Raw genomic sequence first — 18,454 nt, 5'->3', positions numbered from 1 at the left:
ATTGTTTTGTTTTTTTAGATATTGTTGTAACTTGGGCGTTATTAAAAGATTTAATAAGATAGAGTAACATGGCAAGATATAATTTACTGCTACCTTCAATGGGGGAAAGTGTATCTGAAGCAACCATTGTAAACTGGTTGAAACATCCTGGTGAGGTGGTTAACACCGATGATACAATAGTGGAAATAGCCACTGATAAAGTAGATTCTGAAGTTCCATCTCCGGTAACGGGAAAGCTTATTGAACAACGTTTTCACAAAGACCAGGTAGTGCAGGTAGGAGATGTATTAGCTGTGTTGGAGGTTGAAGGTGAGGGAACCGAAGAAACAAATTTAGGTAATAGTGACGTAATTGAGGAACCGATAAGTGAGACTTCAGCGGTAGAACCGGCTATACCGGGACTTGAGCAGCTTGCGGAAAATGATGAACTTTCCCAGGAATCTTCTGCCAAAATAGTATCTGGGGATACTGGTAGATTTTATTCACCTTTGGTTAAGAATATTGCGCAAGAAGAAGGTATATCGCTAGATGAGTTGGAGAACATTCAAGGCTCAGGTTTAGAAGGTAGGGTAACAAAGCAAGACCTTATTGACTACCTAGCTGCGAGAGGTCAAAGCAGTGAGGAAGCACCGCTAGCAAAACAAGAAACACATGCCTCCAATACAGGTAAAATTGAAAGTTCTGCTGCGTCTGTTGCCTCAGGTAAAGATGAAATTATTGAAATGGACCGTATGAGACGCCTAATTGCCGAACATATGGTCCACAGTGCTCAAACGGCGCCGCATGTATGTTCTTTTGTAGAAGCAGATGTTACCAATGTGGTTAATTGGCGTAATAAAGTAAAAGATGTTTTCCAAAATCGCGAGAATGAGAAGTTAACGTTTACGCCCATTTTTATCGAAGCGGTTGTAAAAGCCTTGAAAGATTTTCCAATGGTAAATGTTTCTGTAAACGGTACGCAGATCATTAAAAAACATGCTATAAATATAGGTATGGCCACCGCTTTGCCCAGTGGTAACTTAATTGTTCCCGTAATAAAAAATGCAAAAGAACTGAGCTTAACGGGCATTACCAAGGCGGTAAATGATTTGGCAAATAGAGCTAGAAACAATAAACTAAAGCCAGATGACACGCAGGGAGGTACGTTTACACTTACAAACATTGGCTCTTTCGGTAATATAATGGGAACACCAATTATCAATCAACCTCAAGTGGCAATATTGGCTGTCGGCGCTATTACTAAAAAACCGGCCGTCATCGAAACGGAGTTTGGAGATATGATCGGTATCAGACATATGATGTTTTTGTCATTGTCTTATGATCATCGCGTGGTAGATGGTGCATTGGGAGGCATGTTTGTAAAACGGGTAGCAGATTACCTGGAACAGTGGGATGTAAACAGAACGATATAGTCGTTGTTTGTTAATCGTTGTTTGTTGTTCGATTCTTACAGTGTATTTGTTGTTATACCAACGTTAAAGCAAAGCAATACAGATGGTACGAAAGTAACTGCGCGAGAAAAAACGGATAAACAATACAAACATACAGATAGGCGAGTAACGAATACCGAACAACTAGTAACTAAATAAGGCATTAGATTTTTCTAATTATTTATACATTGCCATAAAAAATTAATAGCTTTGAAGGAAGGTTTATGCAGAACAAACTTATTTTTTTAAGTTTGTTGGCTCAAAGAAAAGGAAGATGTTAAATTCAGTATTATTATTTCTAAATATAGGTGGGTCAGAAATGATGCTTATCTTATTGGTAGCATTATTCATGTTTGGCGGAAGAAAGCTTCCCGAACTGGCTAGGGGTTTAGGTAGAGGTATTCGTGAGTTCAAGGACGCTTCCGACTCTATTAAAAAAGATATAAATGATCAGATAAATAATTTCGGAAAAGATCTGGATGTTTCCGATGCCACAAGTAGCAGCACCGAGCGGCCTCGCACACAGGCACCTACTGAGCAAGTAGATGATTACAGTGATGGCGGACAAAGGCAGCCGGAATATTATGGAAGCCAAAGTAATTATTATGGCAATACCTCAACGGAGGTTGCAGGCCCTGAAGTAGCAGATAATGAAAATAAAGAATCTTCTACACAACCAGATAATGGAAGTGAAAAAGAAAAGGATACCAAACAAAATTCATAGAATGGAAGCCCTTAGATAAGGGCTTTTTTTATTTATAAGCACAATTCTTATTAAAAGCTTCTTGCTTCTTTAATTTAAATAACCCAATTTCGCATCCATAAAAATATGTTTAGGCTAAAGGATTTAGAGCGTAATCCTTAGCATTTTATTAAATTATTATGTTAACACACGAACAGCGAGTTGCCCAACAATTATCATTAACCGACAAACAGGTAAGAACGACCATTCAATTATTAGACGAAGGGGCAACAGTTCCTTTTATTTCAAGATATAGAAAAGAACTCACCGGCAGTCTTGATGAAGTACAGGTAGCTGAAATACGTGATAAAGTTGGACAATTGCGCGATTTAGATAAACGGAGGGAAGCAATTATAAAATCGCTTACTGAGTTAAGTAAGTTAACACCGGTACTCCAGGAAAAATTGGAAGCTGCCGAAACAATGGCGGTACTGGAAGATATCTATTTGCCTTATAAACCTAAGCGTAAAACAAAGGCATCAGTGGCAAGAGAAAAGGGATTAGCACCTTTAGGAGACCTTATTTTAGCGCAGGAGTCTAGCGATCTTGCATCCGAAGCGTCTATTTATATTGATGAAGAAAAAGGTGTTGCCGGTGTAGAGGAGGCTTTAGCGGGAGCAAGGGATATTTTAGCTGAAATCATTGCAGAGCATGCAGAAACCCGTTCGCAGATCCGCGATTTTTTTATGGAACACGGCACATTCTCGTCAAGGGTGGTGCCGGGAAAAGAAGAAGAGGCTATAAAATATAAAGACTATTATGAATGGACGGAACCCTTGAAATCAGCACCCTCCCATCGCATATTGGCTATGAGGCGTGGCGAAAAAGAACAAATGTTGTACTTAGATGTCATAGTGCCGGAAGAAGAAGCAATTGCCATGATTGATACGCGCTTTGTTACGGCTGCTAACGAGTGTAGCGCGCAAGTACGATTAGCTATTCAGGACAGCTTTAAACGCTTACTAAAACCATCCATGGAAACCGAAGTTCGTTTAATTACCCGGAAACGGGCCGATGAAGATGCTATACGTGTATTTGCCGAGAATGCACGTCAACTTTTGCTGGCGGCACCGCTAGGAAGTAAACGTACAATGGCCATTGATCCAGGTTTTCGCACCGGATGTAAGGTTGTTTGCTTAGATGAGCAAGGAAAACTTCTTGTTAATACCACTATTTACCCGCATACAGGTGGTGCTAAAGCAGCTGAATCTGTTCATGAAATTAAACAACTTTTTCAACAATACAATATAGACGCTATAGCCATCGGAAATGGTACGGCAGGACGCGAAACGGAAGATTTTATTCGGAAGCTAAACTTGCCTGGAGCACTTATTGTCATGGTTAATGAGAGCGGGGCATCTATTTATTCCGCTTCAGAAGTAGCCCGGGAAGAGTTTCCTGATTATGATATAACGGTAAGAGGAGCTGTTTCTATTGGTAGACGACTGATGGATCCACTTGCGGAATTGGTGAAAATAGATCCAAAGTCTATTGGAGTGGGTCAATATCAGCATGATGTAGATCAAAGTAAATTACAAGAATCATTGGCTGATACAGTGATAAGTTGCGTAAATGCAGTAGGTGTTGAACTCAATACCGCTTCTAAGCAAATATTAGCATATGTATCGGGTTTAGGCCCCGCTCTGGCTCAAAGCATAGTGGAATATAGAAATCAACACGGCGCTTTTAAACGTAGGTCGGATTTAAAAAAAGTGCCTCGTTTAGGAGAAAAAGCATTTGAGCAAGCGGCCGGATTCTTACGCATCAGAGGGGCAGAAAATCCATTGGACACTAGTGGTGTACATCCTGAAAGATATACGTTGGTAGAAAAAATGGCTACAGATTTAGGGCAGGATGTAGACAGTTTATTAAAAGATGATAAACTTCGCAAAAGTATTTCTCTTAGCAAATATGTTACTGATGAGGTAGGCTTGCCTACTTTGAATGATATATTAAAAGAGTTGTCTAAGCCCGGTTTAGACCCCCGAGAAAAATTTGAAGCATTTTCGTTTACGGAAGGCGTTAACAGTGTCAATGATTTAAAAGTAGGAATGAAGCTGCCTGGTATAGTGACAAATATTACTGCTTTTGGAGCTTTCGTAGACATTGGCGTACATCAAGACGGTTTAGTACATTTAAGTCAGCTTGCTAATCGTTTTGTTAAAGATCCAAATGAGGTAGTTAAAGTACATCAACAGGTAGAAGTGACCGTTACGGAAGTTGATGTCACGAGAAATCGTATATCACTCAGTATGAAATCAGAAGAGAAAGAGCCGGCTCATACGAATGCGCGTGCTGATAAGAGAAATGCAAAGCCCCAAAACCGTAAAACTCCCGAAACAGATATGGCCGCTAAGTTAGCTGCATTAAAAAGTAAGTTTTCTTAATGTTTTAGATCGAAACTGACTAAATCACAAAATTAAGCAGATTGCTTTGTATAAAATTTAAAAAAACCATTACTTTAGTGTTATATGAGCATCCTAAGTAATGGTTTTTTTAAAAACTACAGCAATATTCTGTTGTTGCTTGCCGGTATTTTTATAGGCAGTTTAGTAGGACTTTTCGCGAGGGATGTAGTAATATATCTCAAACCCTTAGGAGATATTTTTCTAAACCTGCTCTTTACAGCTGTTATTCCACTTATATTCTTTGCCATCGCCTCGGCAGTCGCCAACATTGATCAATCACAAAAATTAGGGCGTATACTGTCGGTCATGATGATTGTATTCGTATCCATGGTGCTGATCGCAGCAATTGTTACGATTATCGCCGTTTGGCTTTTCCCATTTAACGATAATCTGGCTACGAAAGGGGCTGCCAATGTTGCACTTGGTGACGACCATCTGGGCTGGGGTGATCGTTTGGTTGGATTTCTCACGGTGAGTGAATTCAATCAACTTCTTTCCCGCGAGCATATGTTAGCCTTTATTATATTTTCCTTTTTGGTAGGCATTGCGTCGCTTCGATCAGGTGAGGCAGGCGAACCATTCCGCAAACTTCTACATTCAGGAAATGAAGTTATGAAGACTTTATTGGGATTTGTTATGAAACTAGCGCCGATTGGTCTAGGAGCTTATTTTGCCTATCAGGTAGGCACTGTAGGGCCCCAATTATTTGGAATATATGCGAAGCCATTAGGTGTTTATTATTTAGTCGGACTTTTTTATTTTTTAGTTTTCTTTAGTTTATATGCTTTTATCGCAAAAGGTAAAAAGGGGATAGGTATATTTTGGAAGGCCAATATTCTGCCATCTATCACGGCTGTGAGTACTTGTAGCAGTATCGCCGTTATACCACCAAATTTGGAAGCGGCGAAAAAAATTGGCATTCCTGAGTCCATCGCCAACGTAGTGATACCGCTTGGTGCTTCGCTGCATAAAGACGGTTCTTCGATGTCCTCTATTATTAAAATTGCGGTGGCTTTTTCTCTTATTGGCCGGCCTTTTATGGAGCCAGATACACTGCTCCTGGCATTGGGGCTTACCGTGTTGGTAAGTATAGTAGCAGGAGGTATTCCAAATGGAGGTTATATCGGGGAAATGCTCATGATATCAGCGTACAGTCTCCCCGTTGAAGCCATTCCGGCCGTCATGATTATCGGTACTTTAGTAGATCCTATGGCTACGCTGTTAAATGCTACCGGTGATACGGTGGCTGCCATGGTGGTAAACAAATGGATAAAACGATGAAATTTTTTAATTCGTTTTAAGAATCTATAAATCTTTTCTATCTTTAGGTGTAAACCTATCATTCCGGCAAATGAATATACCTGAAGAGGTGCTCCATTACATTTGGAAGTACCGTTTATATAATACCTATAAACTAAGAACTAAAAACGAAAAAATCCTATCTGTTAAATACCCGGGCGACAAGAATAGACATGCTGGTCCAGATTTTGAACATAGTAGACTCATTATAGAGGGCATCGAATGGGCCGGGAATGTAGAAATCCATATTAAGTCGTCTGATTGGTACGCTCACAAGCATCAACATGATCCAGCTTATAATAATGTAATTCTACATGTAGTGTATGATCACGATAGCGAAATAATCTTAGAAGACGGTACCATGCCAGAAACCTTAGAGCTTAAAACTTTGATAGATCATACCGTATTAAATCGGTATAACGAATTCATGACCGCGAGAACGGTCATACCATGTCAAGAACATATTTCATTGGTTGAACCTTTTTATATTTCCCAATGGTTAGAGCGGTTATCGGTAGAGCGCCTATTAGAAAAAGCGCAATACGTTAATAATTTATTAAATGATTGCCAGGGCAGTTGGGAGGAAATTACCTATATTTTATTAGCCAAGAATTTCGGCTATCGCGTGAATGCAATACCTTTTGAGCGTTTAGCTAAAAGTTTACCTTATAAACTTTTAAAGAAATATGAGGACGGCATTTTTATTGAAGCGTTGATGTTTGGCCAAGCAGGTATGTTAGAGAAGCAATTTAAGGACGATTACCCGAACGAGCTGCAGCACACTTATCGGTATTTGCAGAAACAGTATCATTTAAAACCTATAGATGCCGCTTCTTGGAGATTTTTACGTATGCGTCCGTTAAACTTTCCTACCATTAGATTAGCACAATTTAGCGCTTGGCATAGGCAAGCACAGGGACTGTTTTCTAAGATTATCGAAGCCAAGAAGGTTGATGAGCTACGATGTTTGTTTGAAGATTTACCCATTAATAGCTATTGGAAAACCCACTATAAATTTGATGTATTGTCGAAGAAACATCCTGCTAAGCTAGGAAAAAATACTATTGACAGCATTATTTTGAATACAGTGGTAACAATTTTATTTAGCTATGGCAAATATATTGGAAAAGAGGCGTATATTTGCAGGGCGGTTGATTTGTTAGAAGAGCTAGCTCCTGAGCATAATAGTATTGTGAACCAATACAAACGGTTAGGTGTACAAGCGAAGACAGCGACGGATTCTCAAGCTCTTTTACAATTAAAGGGGTCTTATTGCGATAAAATGAGATGTTTGACCTGCGGTATAGGTTTGCACATTCTTAAACAAAATGAAACGCTATGATGCAGCGCATAATGGTTTTTTTTGAGCAACGCTCTTTTGGAGTCTGTGCTTATATTGGAGAAAAGTTGGGTGTTTCTATCTCAAAAATTAGACTTTTCTTTATTTATTCTTCCTTTTTAGCGGTCGGGTTTCCTATAGTTTTTTATCTGTTAGCGGGTTTTGTATTAGATATTCGTGGTTTTGTGAAACGAATGAGACACCGCCTTTGGGACTTTTAATAAACGCTTTCTCAGCTTAGTATATTAGCAATCTCTGCAAATCCCTTTTCTGCTGCTAAATCTGCGGCCGTTTTTCCGAAATCATTTTTAATGTCTGTTAGTGCTCCGTTTTCCAACAATAAAATGAGTATTTCTATATTGCCATGTTGTGCCGCAGTATGAAGGGGGGTTGAGCGTGACGATTGTAGTACATTCACTTCAGCACCTGCTTCTACCAGCATTTTAGCTATTTCATCAAAATTGGACCCAACGGCAGCATGTAGAGGATAGACATTATAGCCATTTTGAGAAGGCAAATTTACATCTGCTCCCTTTATTAACAAATATCTTACAATCTCCGTGTTCCCAAAATGAGTAGCCATGCCAAGAGGTGTGAACCCATGTTCAGAAAAAGTGTTGAGCAATTCAGGTGATTCCTCTAAAAGTTCACTTACAACGTCAGTTAAACCAGCTGCTGCGCCTTCGAAAATGTTAATTTCCTGAATATGTTGTAAAATGATCTTTACAATCTGATGTTTATTATAATAACAGGCCAGTAGGAGAGGGGAGATTTCATGACTTGTTTTTTGCTGACATAAAGCAGGGTTTGTATGCAAAAGATTGTCTATCGCAGCTGCATTGCCCGATTCTATATATTCTTCTAATAATGTAAGACTCATTTTAAACGCTTCAATTTAATCTATTTTGCAAACCTACTATAAAAATCATTATTACAAAACACTCTATAATTAAAATTATTTTCATTATAAGGCAAGATTTTGTTTGCGATGTAAATATAATGCCTTATTTTTGTAATGCCTTGCTTAAGGCATGTTTTTCATAGGTAGATGTAGGGTCGGGTACTCGTATCCGACCCTTTTTTAAGACTTACAAAATTTTGTAATAGTACCTTCATTCTTCTAGCATGTTAAATCAAAAAGGAATAGTCGTTTCAACATTTGCAAAGCTGATGCTTTTGTATTTTATGTTGGCCGTTGTTCCTGTAGATTTTTATCATCATCATAACCTTTTTACCCCCCTTCGCATAAAAGGGTTTTCTTATTCCAATAACCAACATCCGGAACGAACAGTAAGCCTTTCTTCTTATTGTTTGATCTGTAACATACATTTCGACAAGAAATATGATTTAGCTCAAATAAATTTTGAGATAAATCCTTTAGAAAGCGTAGTTTTTAGATTTTTTAATGAAATACGCTTTTTTTTCCAAATGGCCGTTCTCGATATTACATCCCGAGGGCCCCCTTTCGCACTATAATCTTTTCTTTCAAATCCATTTGCCTAGGTTGTTTTTAAGCGACCAGGTAATTTTCTCTATCCATTTACAGCATTTGGCTGTTAATTATTTATTCATGCAAAAGATTATTATAGTGCTGACCGTGTTATTAGCGTTTGTCAGTAATGTGTTTTCCGGTGAACTTGCTGTTGTATCCGGAAAAGTTATAGATATTCAAACTGGTAAGCCACTGCCAGGAGCTACGGTGACGATTCCCGATTTAAGGATATCTGTTAATGCGGACCAGTCGGGCACGTTTAAACTAAGGAGTGTTCCAGCTAAAGGACAGTTTCTTGTAGAAATACGATTTATAGGATATGAAACGGTTACTAAAACTGTCGATTTATCAAAAGATACTGATTGGGAGTTTGCTTTAAAACCTACCCTTATTGAAACACGTGAAGTGGTGATTACCGGAACCATCTCATCAGGAAGCAATAAACGGAACAGTACATCTGTAAATATTATCAACAAAGATAAATTATTGCTGCCATCATCTAATATTATTGATGCCTTGGCTAAAAGTCCAGGCATATCGCAGGTGTCCACAGGGCCGTCCATATCAAAGCCTGTTATTAGAGGCTTAAGCTATAACAGAGTTGTAACGATCGACAATGGTATTAAACAAGAGGGGCAACAATGGGGTGATGAGCACGGCATAGAGATCGACCAGTTTAAAGCGAATAGAGTAGAGGTATTAAAAGGTGCTGCGTCTTTAATATACGGTTCCGATGCGCTTGGGGGTGTTATAAATCTACTAGAACCGATTCCGGTGCCAGAGGGCGAAATCAGTGGTGAATTTCTAAGCAATTATTCAAGCAATAATGGTTTAACGAGTAGCTCCCTTATGTTAACCGGAAATCAGAATGGTATCGTTTGGCGAGGGCGGGGGACCTACAAAAACGCCTACTCATTTAAAACACCTACCGGTTATTTTCCAAATTCTGGATTCAACGAAACAGACTTCAGTGGTATGATCGGCTTGAATAAATCCTGGGGGTACTCACACCTTAATTTTTCTAGCTTCAGAAATAATATAGGTTTTTACGAACCTTCATTTGATGATCAGGGAAACTATGTAGACGAAGATGGTGGGCTATTTAGCAAGGACGATTTAAAAAATCGCAGTTTACTGTATCCAAAGCAAGATATTCGACATTATAAAATATCACTGAATAATAATTTTGTTATTGGCTCTGGTAACTTAAAGCTCGATTTAGGTTACCAGAAAAATCAACGGCGGGAATTAGAAGACGGTCCCGATCCATCGTTATTCTTTAACCTAAATACTTACACAGGAGATGCTCGCTATTATATTGGACAGAAAAATGGCTGGGAGCCGGTTTTCGGTGCAAGCACGGAGATTGGACATAGTGAAAATAGAGGGGAGGAATTTTTGATTCCTGCTTATGATACTTATGGTGTTGGAGCATTTGCCTACCTCAAAAAGAACTGGGAGCATAGCACCTTTAATATGGGTGTTCGGTATGATTTTCGTAAAAATGTAGGCAAATCCTTAATAGCAGACGGAGAACCATTGTTTGAGGCGTTTCATAATCAGTTTTCCAATATAAGTGGTGCATTAGGCTTCACCCATAAGTTTACAGAAAAGCTAAATTTTAAAACCAATATAGGTTCAGCTTTTCGGGCACCAAATCCCGCAGAGCTAGGCTCTAATGGTGAACACGAAGGCACCTTCAGGTATGAGATTGGAAATTCAAATCTGCAACCAGAGAGAAGTTATCAGGTGGATGCTGAGTTGGCTTATGATGGAGATATCATCAATGCCAGCGCCAGTATTTATAATAATTATATTCACGATTTTATATATGCTGCCCATCATGGTGAATTTATTGATGACTTACCCGTATATAATTATGGTCAGGTGAATGCTAATTTATATGGAGCAGAAGCCAGCCTAGTTTTGCATCCCGTGCATTTTATCCATTTTGAAAATACCTTTGGTTACACACATGCGCAGAATACAAGCCTCGATAGGCCTTTATCATTTATCCCTGCGGGCGTACTGCGCAATGAGTTGCGATACGAACCGGAGATTCAGCACGTGCAAGAACCTTTTGTATCTGTCGGTATAGCAAATTATTTTAAGCAGAATAGGGTAGATGAAGAGTTCGAAACACCTACAGCAGGTTACACCTTGTTAAACGCTAGTGTTGGTGCTACCTTCTTTGCCGGAAAGCAACTTATAAAAATATATATTTCAGGGAATAATTTACTGAATAAGAAGTATTACGATGCGCTGAGCCGGTATAAACCGGGTAGACTAGACCAAACAGATTTGAGTCTCGGAATTTACAATCCGGGAAGGAACATCACCTTTGGCGTATATGTTCCATTTATATTAAAACATAGTAGTTAGAAAATAATAGCCTGATAGGTGTGTGCCCATCAGGCTATTACTATTTATAACCTTCCTTAATGGTCATGCCCCTCCGCATGAATTTCGAAAGTCAATTTCAATACGTCCTCACCAGCAAAACGGCTAGCATAGTCATCATGGTTCCAGTCAGTACGTTCAATTTTCGCTTTTGTAGTAGCATCGCTCAATTTGCGTAGCACGTAAGATACGTCTGCTTCGGCACCTTCATTGGCTTCTCCTAAAGTAAAGTATGCCAAAATGCCGGTTGTCTCGTACTTTCCGTTTACCGCATTCCCATCACCGTACGTTTGTTCTCTAGGTTGGAAAAGCGCACCATTCTCTGCACCATTGGTGTTAGGGTTTAGTACGAAGTTTCCACCTACGATAAAAGATTTATATAGGTCGGCCACCGCTTTGCTAGCAAGGAAGTCGTCCTGTATTTCTCTTCCCTCGTTATTGAAAACATGTAACTGTATTCTGTAAATTTTATGCGGATCTAAATGTGTATGGCCGTTTTGGGCTACACCTTGATTGTCAAACGTTATGGAAATACTTTCCCTCTCACCCTCAATCTCTGCCAGATCATGAAAATGATCCCCATGCGGGTGTCCATTAACTTCTATAAAATCTAAGCGAGATGAAGCGATGGCATTTGGATCATCAGGTGTGATATTGTTGTCATCATCTTTGCTACAAGCATTAAATAAAAGGGCAAAAGCAATAAGTGCAAAAGAATAGTTTCTTAAATGTTTCATAAATTGTATTTAAAAGTTAAAAATGTAATTAAAATGAAAGTATAAAGGCATGAAGAACCCTGATTGGCCAGAGCAGGGTTCTACTATTTTATGTAAGTCTTTTCTTAATGATCGTGCTCGCCTTCTTCGTGCACATGACCGTCACCTTCAACCGGGTGTATTTCAAATTTCAGATCAAGATCGGTTGCTCCAGCAAACTTACTTTGATAATCTTTATTGTTCCAGTCTTCCGCTGTCAATCCCGCTTTCACCCCTTCATTTAAATGACGTAAGAGGTATTGCAAGGTGAAAGTAGGCGCAACTTCTAATACATGTAGATAACCTGTTACGCCAACCTGTGCATTATCAGCATCGCCATACGTATAATCCAATATACCGTCTGGAGCTCCCAAAATAACTACTTGATGAATGTCTGCACGGTCTAAGAATGTTTGTTGGAGTTCCCTGCCAGCAAAATCATAAGCTATCAAGCTCATTTTATATGATTTTCCCTCAGTTAGATGCAAGTGAAAACCCACCGGTGGAAGGCCTTTTTCATCAAAAGATATGGTGTCAATTTTAGCTCCGTCAATAGCATGGGAATGGCCTGTTCGGAAATCACCATGCCAATCTACCTCTTCAAGCAAAATCAAAGTTTTTCCTACCTCTTCCTGGTCTTGTTCAGGAATAGGGTCATCTTTGGAACAGGCAGTGAAAGCCATGGCACTCGCTGCTATCAGCACAAAAGAAAAATAGTTACGTAATTTGTTCATAGTAATAATTATTTAATTTGTTAAAAGTTATAGAAAAGCCTTACCGTTATATTTCTACCCATCTCATGGGCATAGTATCTAAATCGGTTCATGTATTCTTTGTATAAGTTATTTGTCAGGTTATCTACCGATATATTTAGTCCTAACGATTGCTTAGCCATTCGGTATTTAATGCCTGCCACTGCATCAAATAGATGGTAAGAAGGGGGTGGAGAAGTATAATCTGAATCTTCCTGATAGCGCGTTTGTTTCGCCACGAAGCGATGCCCAATCTGTAAAAAAGGCTTACTCCAATGGCCGTTGTTATCTGTGAAGCTCCAGCGTAGATTATGGTCTATTCTATCACCCGGAATATAGGGTAAATAGGTTCCATTGCGCTCGTCTTTTGCCCGTACAATTGCAATATTCGCCGAATAAGTGAGCTGATTGGTAAGCGCATACGAACCACTGAAGTCTATACCCCAGAAAGAGGCATTTGTTTGTTCATATACAAAGACCGGAAAAGTGCCCCTAATAGTTCTTCTAACACTATCTGGATTCGGTTGTGCATAGATATAATTGCTGACATATTGCCCGTAAATGTCGAGGTTAACAGTTAGCTTTGGGGTGTTGTAAGAAAGAGAGTTAACCCATTTATAGCCTTGTTCGCTCTTCATGTCCGGGTTTCCTACTTCATAGATTGCTGCTCCATGGTGCAAGCCATCACTATTGAGTTCATTGGCACTAGGTGCTCGCCAAGCTAGGCCAAGGTTACTACGTAGATCTAGTTGTGATGTAAGATGCCACACAGCACCAATTGATCCTGAAATATTATGGAAGCGTCTGGTGCCAGTGAAATAATTAAGATCCAAACCCCCATTTTCATTAAATTGAGAATAATCATAGCGGTAGCCCGCTGCATCAAAATATTTAAAGTCATACCTAAGGCCGGCTTCCAGTTCATAGTTACGCTTAATAAGCCTTTCTACAGCAAAGACACCAATATTATAGCTGTCATAATTGGGAATCAAGGGTGTTGTTCCAGTGCCTGGCGTGTTATTATTTATTTGCATCAGTCCATTTATGCCAAATAGGCTACGCAAACCATTTTCATGCAAATGATCGTAGGTAACATCAAGAGATTGGGTGGTTAGCACCAGATCCATCATAGGCTTCTTGTCGTCCGCCGCGTTTCTCCTTAAATCGAATTCCTGTCTATGATTCCGTTGAAAAGCATATTGAACATCTAAAGAAGCACCATTATCTAAATCTTTATGCGCTTTGAGCTTAGCTAAGTCGTGTGTCACCCGTTGCCTGGGCGGCTTAATGCTATAGGTGAAATCATATTTTTCAAATGGCCGTCCATAGGCTATTCTCGCTTGGATATCTTCTACAGTACCTATATGGGAGCTTTCTAATATGCCTAATTCCGTATTAAAGTGACTGTAATAAAGTTCATACTTTGTAGAAGTTGTATTATAGGCGATTGCTCCCGAAAAATTCAGTTCATTAACCCCCGTATTACCCAAATAATAGTCGGCAGATTTAATGTTTCCACCTTTTTTTATCGAGCCCTGGGCGCGCCAACCAAAACCTTTTATTCCTTGGATACTCCCATTAAGCGTAGCCGCCGCTGTACCTATACGTCCATTGCTTGCCCCCACTATATTTACCTCGCCGCTGAGCGGTCCGTCAATCTGAAGTGGGGCTGGACTTACCATCACTACTCCACCGAGCGCATCTGCCCCATAGCGCACGCCTTCAGCACCCTTTATTACGGTAAGTTCTTTCGCAATAAAAGGATCTATCTCCGGTGCATGCTCGCTTCCCCATTGCTGGCCTTCCTGACGGATGCCGTTATTTAGTATTAATACCCGGTTGCTATGCATGCCATTAATTACGGGTTTAACAATAGAATTACCTGTTTTAAGTGTGCTTACACCTGCAATTTTAGATAGCGCGTCGCCCAGTACCGCTCCACGACTTTCTTCCAATTGTTCACTGTTGAGTGTAGTGGTTCTAGCGGTAGAGCGATGTACTGGTTTATGGCCTACAACCTCTACATCATGCAACACGATGTTCCCATGTTGCATCGAAACATTAAGGGTTTCATTTTTTTTCAGATCTAATTGCAGCACCTTATTCTCAAAACCTAAACTTTTAAAAGTGAGGGTGTATGTACCTTTGCACAGTGATTGCGAGCGATAAAAGCCATGCCCGTCTGTTTTGATAGAACGATTGCCCGGCATTATGGTGACAGATACTCCTGATAAAGGCAGCTGAGTATCTCCGTCAGTTACACGTCCGCTAATCATAAAATTACAATCATTGCTTTGGGCAAAACCTGTTGCTATACCGAATAGCAATACAAACAGGCCAAGCTGTTTTTTATTAAACATGTTATATATGGATTAAACTGTTTTGAAGGTTATCAAAACGTAGGATGAATTTTACCTGGTAAAAGCATCATTGTTCAAAACGATCTATAATCACTCTTTAGGTGAAAAAGAGCTTCAGAGCGGCTATGCGTCGTTAAAAACAGGGTAATTTATACTAAAGGTGGGCCTTTATTCAGATAACTGGATAAAGTGATTTCAAAAGGTTGAGCGGTATCCAGTCTTTGTATTAAAACTGGCTTGCTTCTGTACACTTCGCTCAGCGTAAATAGCTGTGCTGGTAGCTGTTGTGCTTGTTTAACAACTAAATAGTCACAAATCTTACAATTTATCTCTTTTTTGGTGTCAAGCGATGTTAAATCTTTATCGAGCTGTATAAGCGAGTCTTGATGATGATAAGCATGCATAAGCTGTACGCCCTGTATGTAACAGAAGGTTACAAGAAGGCAGAACGCAAAAAGCCTATAGGTGCATGTTTTAATAAGTAGATTTCTTATCATCCTCACTCCATTTGTTGCAAAGATATTATTAATGCACCTACATTGCAAGTAATAATTGTGTGAATTACTAAGCTCTTGGGTGAAAATCGATCATAACTGAGCGCAGATAGTCTCGATCTAGATGGGTATAGATTTCTGTTGTACTGATACTTTCGTGGCCTAGCATATCCTGAACGGCTCTTAAATCCGCGCCACCTTCTATCAAATGGGTAGCAAAGGAATGTCTGAAGGTATGTGGACTGATTTTCTTTTTTAATCCAATCTTGGCAGCCAGGTCCTTTATTATTAAAAAGATCATCACCCGTGTGAGCGGGGCACCTCGTCGGTTTAAAAACACGAAATCTTCCATACCTGTTTTTATTGGTCCTTCTTTGCGTGTATGTTGCAAATAGATTTCGATGTGTTTTATTGCTGTTTGGCCAATAGGAACCAAACGCTCTTTACTTCCTTTACCTGTTACTTTAATAAACTCAATATTTAGAAAAAGATTGGATAATTTTAAATTTACCAGCTCACTTACCCGTAAGCCACAGCTATAGAGTATTTCCAGCATGGCTTTATTTCTGATGCCTTCCGGTGTAGAAAGATCAATAGCGGCAATTAGGGTATCTATTTCGGTTATATTGAGTGTGTCAGGTAATTTGCGTCCTAGTCTTGGGGCTTCAATTAATGCCGCTGGATTATTTTTTATGAGCCCTTCCAACATTAGATATTGATAAAAAGCTTTAACTCCCGATAAAACTCTCGCCTGGGAGTGGGGTGTCATACCTAATGTATTGATCCACTCCAAAAAATCACGGATATCCTGTGTTGAAATTTCCGCTGGCAATTTCTGATGGCTATATAAAGCGTGTTGTTTTAGTTTTTCTACATCTTGCAGGTAGGCGTCGATAGAATTTTTGGCTAAAGATCGTTCAAGTCGTAAATATTGGATAAAATCTTTTAGTGCTGAATTCCAGTCCATTCTGCTTTTTTTATATAAATAAATCGATCTCACGTAAGCCAACCGCTAAATTACTAAAAACGGGGGTATAAAAATTGATAAAAAATATTTGCTACATGTTGGTATAATCTATATCTTTGCCTCACTGAAAAACGGTGGTTTTAGCTCAGTTGGTTAGAGCGCCTGATTGTGGTTCAGGAGGTCGCCGGTTCGAGCCCGGTATTCCACCCTTCATAGGGCAAAAGGTTTTTTAAGACTTTTTGCCCTCTTTTTTTGCGCTCGTCAATTTATTGCTTGCTTCGGTCAATTTTTTGGCCAAAGCCACTTTTCGATTCTTGTTTTCTGCTGTATCGCCTGGCATAAGTATCAAAATTTACCATTTTTAACAATTCAGTTGCCTTGTTATTCAGAACAAGCTGTTTTAAGAATAAGTGAATTCAGCATTTACTTCCTCGGCCTTTAATCGGTAACCACATTTTGAAAGCTAGATCAGGGTTAGATATGGTGCGATGCCAAATATGCAGCTGACCGGATCGGCACCTCGGACAAAACCGGTGTACTGGCCTACCAAAAGTGGTAAACTACCCATTCATAGTTATTATAACCTTGAAAGACGTTTCCTTTTAAGCGATATCAAACGCCGTCACCGGGATTAACCGGAGGCTATATGGCTCCGATCTTTCTTCGGTGATGGTGGTGACCTTGGTGCGTACTCAATGGGAGCTCCTTGGGGACTCCTTCGGGCGCGGCCCCAACAAGTGCCCATTCAGTTCCCCACGAGTTGGCAGGGAGTATAGAGGCCATCTTCAAAAGGAGTATAGAGCAATTAGCGGACATTTATCAGACAAAAGATCGGTTTTGCGAGACACTAACTTTTTTTGAATATTCACATCGCTTAGCTTATATTTGATATAAATGAGCGAAACCCAACTATCTCCCAATATTTTAAAAACCAAACAACATTTTGAAATTCTCGATGGTTTAAGAGGCCTGGCCGCTGTTGCGGTAGTTATCTTCCACTTTATGGAGTGGGCCTATTCGGACTTTAGCCAAAATTTTATCGGGCATGGTTTCCTTGCGGTCGATTTCTTTTTTTGTCTTTCGGGTTTTGTCATCGGCTACGCTTACGATGATCGCGTTGGCAAAATGGGTGTGAAGGAATTTTTTATATCAAGGCTCATCCGGCTGCACCCGCTAATTGTTTTTGGCTCCATATTAGGACTACTCGCTTTTTTGTTTGATCCGTTTGGCGGCCATCCTGAATCGTACAGTCCCATTAAAATTATATTGCTATTTGTAAGTTCTATTTTGCTGATACCTTTCCCGGCGATGGAGGAGCGGGCTTTTAATTTGTTCGGTCTCAATGCACCATCATGGTCGTTATTTTGGGAGTATATTGCCAATATTTTTTATGTGCTTATCCTTTGCCGCATTAGTCGGAAAGTTTTGTTGTTATTGCTGCAGCAGTGCTTTGCTTTGTTGGCTACCGGGCGGGCAATTTACTGGGTGGCTGGGATAAAAACAGCTTTTGGGACGGTGGTGCCCGTATCTTGTATTCATTTTTGGCCGGGCTAGCCATTTACCGTTTCAACTGGATCATTAAAAATAAACTGGGTTTCATGGGGATGTGCATATTACTGTCATTGGCATTTTTAATGCCATTTGGTAAATGGAATTGGCTTACCGAACCTCTGGTGGTAATATGTTACTTTCCGCTGCTGATCTCGTTGGGAGCCGGGGCTACCTTAACGAAAGGCCTGAAAAAGCTTTGCGTGTTTTCCGGGAAAATATCCTATCCATTGTATATGACGCACTATGCTGTTATATGGATGTTCGGAAATTATTATACTAGTCATAAACCTGCTGCCGGGCAACTGGCCCTTATTATTATAATCTCGTTGATCCTTTTAGTGGGTATTGCTTATCTAGTTATGGTAGTGTATGATATTCCGGTAAGGAAGTATTTGAATACTAAGAGGAAAAAGCAATTAACTGCAAAGCGACCAATCAAAATTCGGTGAAGTAAAGAATAAAAAA

The 18,454-nt window shown here is 39.7% G+C and carries 14 protein-coding genes, 1 tRNA gene and 1 pseudogene; 9 read left to right on the top strand and 7 right to left on the bottom strand.

What is annotated here, in order from left to right; genetic code table 11:
- Positions 1-68: 68 nt before the first annotated feature.
- From BMY50_RS23205 to BMY50_RS23180, 6 genes are all read left to right on the top strand, one after another.
- Entirely contained in the window at positions 69-1,412 is a 1,344-nt protein-coding gene (locus tag BMY50_RS23205; protein ID WP_093329757.1) for a dihydrolipoamide acetyltransferase family protein, read from the top strand.
- Between the two features lie 292 nt (positions 1,413-1,704).
- Positions 1,705-2,154: a Sec-independent protein translocase subunit TatA/TatB gene (locus BMY50_RS28680; RefSeq protein WP_093329754.1), complete on the top strand. Its 450-nt coding sequence runs from the start codon at positions 1,705-1,707 to the stop codon at positions 2,152-2,154.
- Positions 2,155-2,312: 158 nt separating this feature from the next.
- Positions 2,313-4,559, top strand: coding sequence for a Tex family protein (locus BMY50_RS23195; RefSeq protein WP_093329752.1), 2,247 nt, complete (start codon positions 2,313-2,315; stop codon positions 4,557-4,559).
- Positions 4,560-4,643: 84 nt separating this feature from the next.
- Positions 4,644-5,861, top strand: a complete 1,218-nt coding sequence (locus BMY50_RS23190) for a dicarboxylate/amino acid:cation symporter (protein WP_093329749.1) — start codon at positions 4,644-4,646, stop codon at positions 5,859-5,861.
- A gap of 70 nt (positions 5,862-5,931) precedes the next feature.
- Positions 5,932-7,221 carry a DUF2851 family protein gene (locus tag BMY50_RS23185; protein WP_093329747.1) on the top strand — a complete coding sequence of 430 codons (1,290 nt, stop codon included), beginning with the start codon at positions 5,932-5,934 and terminating at the stop codon, positions 7,219-7,221.
- A complete protein-coding gene (locus BMY50_RS23180) occupies positions 7,218-7,439 on the top strand; it encodes a PspC domain-containing protein (protein WP_093329745.1) in 222 nt (73 codons plus the stop codon). The genes BMY50_RS23185 and BMY50_RS23180 overlap by 4 nt, the downstream gene beginning before the upstream one ends.
- Before the next feature lie 11 nt (positions 7,440-7,450).
- Here the strand turns inward: BMY50_RS23180 and BMY50_RS23175 are convergent, their stop codons facing one another.
- On the bottom strand, positions 7,451-8,098 hold the full coding sequence (locus BMY50_RS23175) for an ankyrin repeat domain-containing protein (RefSeq protein WP_093329742.1): 648 nt from the start codon (positions 8,096-8,098) through the stop codon (positions 7,451-7,453).
- Positions 8,099-8,788: 690 nt separating this feature from the next.
- On the opposite strand from BMY50_RS23175, the gene BMY50_RS23165 reads away from it, so the two are divergent.
- Entirely contained in the window at positions 8,789-11,092 is a 2,304-nt protein-coding gene (locus BMY50_RS23165; protein ID WP_093329737.1) for a TonB-dependent receptor, read from the top strand.
- Between the two features lie 56 nt (positions 11,093-11,148).
- Here the strand turns inward: BMY50_RS23165 and BMY50_RS23160 are convergent, their stop codons facing one another.
- From BMY50_RS23160 to xerD, 5 genes are all read right to left on the bottom strand, one after another.
- Positions 11,149-11,847, bottom strand: a complete 699-nt coding sequence (locus BMY50_RS23160; protein WP_093329734.1) for a hypothetical protein — start codon at positions 11,845-11,847, stop codon at positions 11,149-11,151.
- A gap of 104 nt (positions 11,848-11,951) precedes the next feature.
- Entirely contained in the window at positions 11,952-12,599 is a 648-nt protein-coding gene (locus tag BMY50_RS23155) for a hypothetical protein (protein WP_093329732.1), read from the bottom strand.
- 20 nt (positions 12,600-12,619) lie between these two features.
- Positions 12,620-14,977 carry a TonB-dependent receptor gene (locus tag BMY50_RS23150; protein WP_093329730.1) on the bottom strand — a complete coding sequence of 786 codons (2,358 nt, stop codon included), beginning with the start codon at positions 14,975-14,977 and terminating at the stop codon, positions 12,620-12,622.
- A 149-nt stretch (positions 14,978-15,126) separates the two neighbouring features.
- A complete protein-coding gene (locus tag BMY50_RS23145) occupies positions 15,127-15,474 on the bottom strand; it encodes a hypothetical protein (protein WP_093329727.1) in 348 nt (115 codons plus the stop codon).
- A 67-nt stretch (positions 15,475-15,541) separates the two neighbouring features.
- Positions 15,542-16,438 (bottom strand): site-specific tyrosine recombinase XerD, encoded by an 897-nt coding sequence (gene xerD, locus BMY50_RS23140; protein ID WP_093329724.1) that lies wholly within the window; start codon positions 16,436-16,438, stop codon positions 15,542-15,544.
- Between the two features lie 133 nt (positions 16,439-16,571).
- Between xerD and BMY50_RS23135 the strand changes: the two genes are divergently transcribed.
- Positions 16,572-16,647: transfer RNA gene (locus BMY50_RS23135), tRNA-His, on the top strand.
- A 433-nt stretch (positions 16,648-17,080) separates the two neighbouring features.
- On the opposite strand, the gene BMY50_RS28240 is transcribed toward BMY50_RS23135, so the two are convergent.
- Positions 17,081-17,221, bottom strand: coding sequence for a hypothetical protein (locus BMY50_RS28240; protein ID WP_162276661.1), 141 nt, complete (start codon positions 17,219-17,221; stop codon positions 17,081-17,083).
- Positions 17,222-17,332: 111 nt separating this feature from the next.
- Here BMY50_RS28240 and BMY50_RS28780 point away from each other — a divergent pair.
- Positions 17,333-18,438 (top strand): annotated as a pseudogene (locus BMY50_RS28780) (acyltransferase family protein).
- Positions 18,439-18,454: the final 16 nt, after the last annotated feature.

The organism is Olivibacter domesticus (genome assembly GCF_900109575.1).
Taxonomy (GTDB): Bacteria; Bacteroidota; Bacteroidia; order Sphingobacteriales; family Sphingobacteriaceae; genus Olivibacter; species Olivibacter domesticus.
The sequence above is the reverse complement of the archived record's forward strand: the minus strand, read 5'-3'. Positions and strand labels throughout refer to the sequence as shown.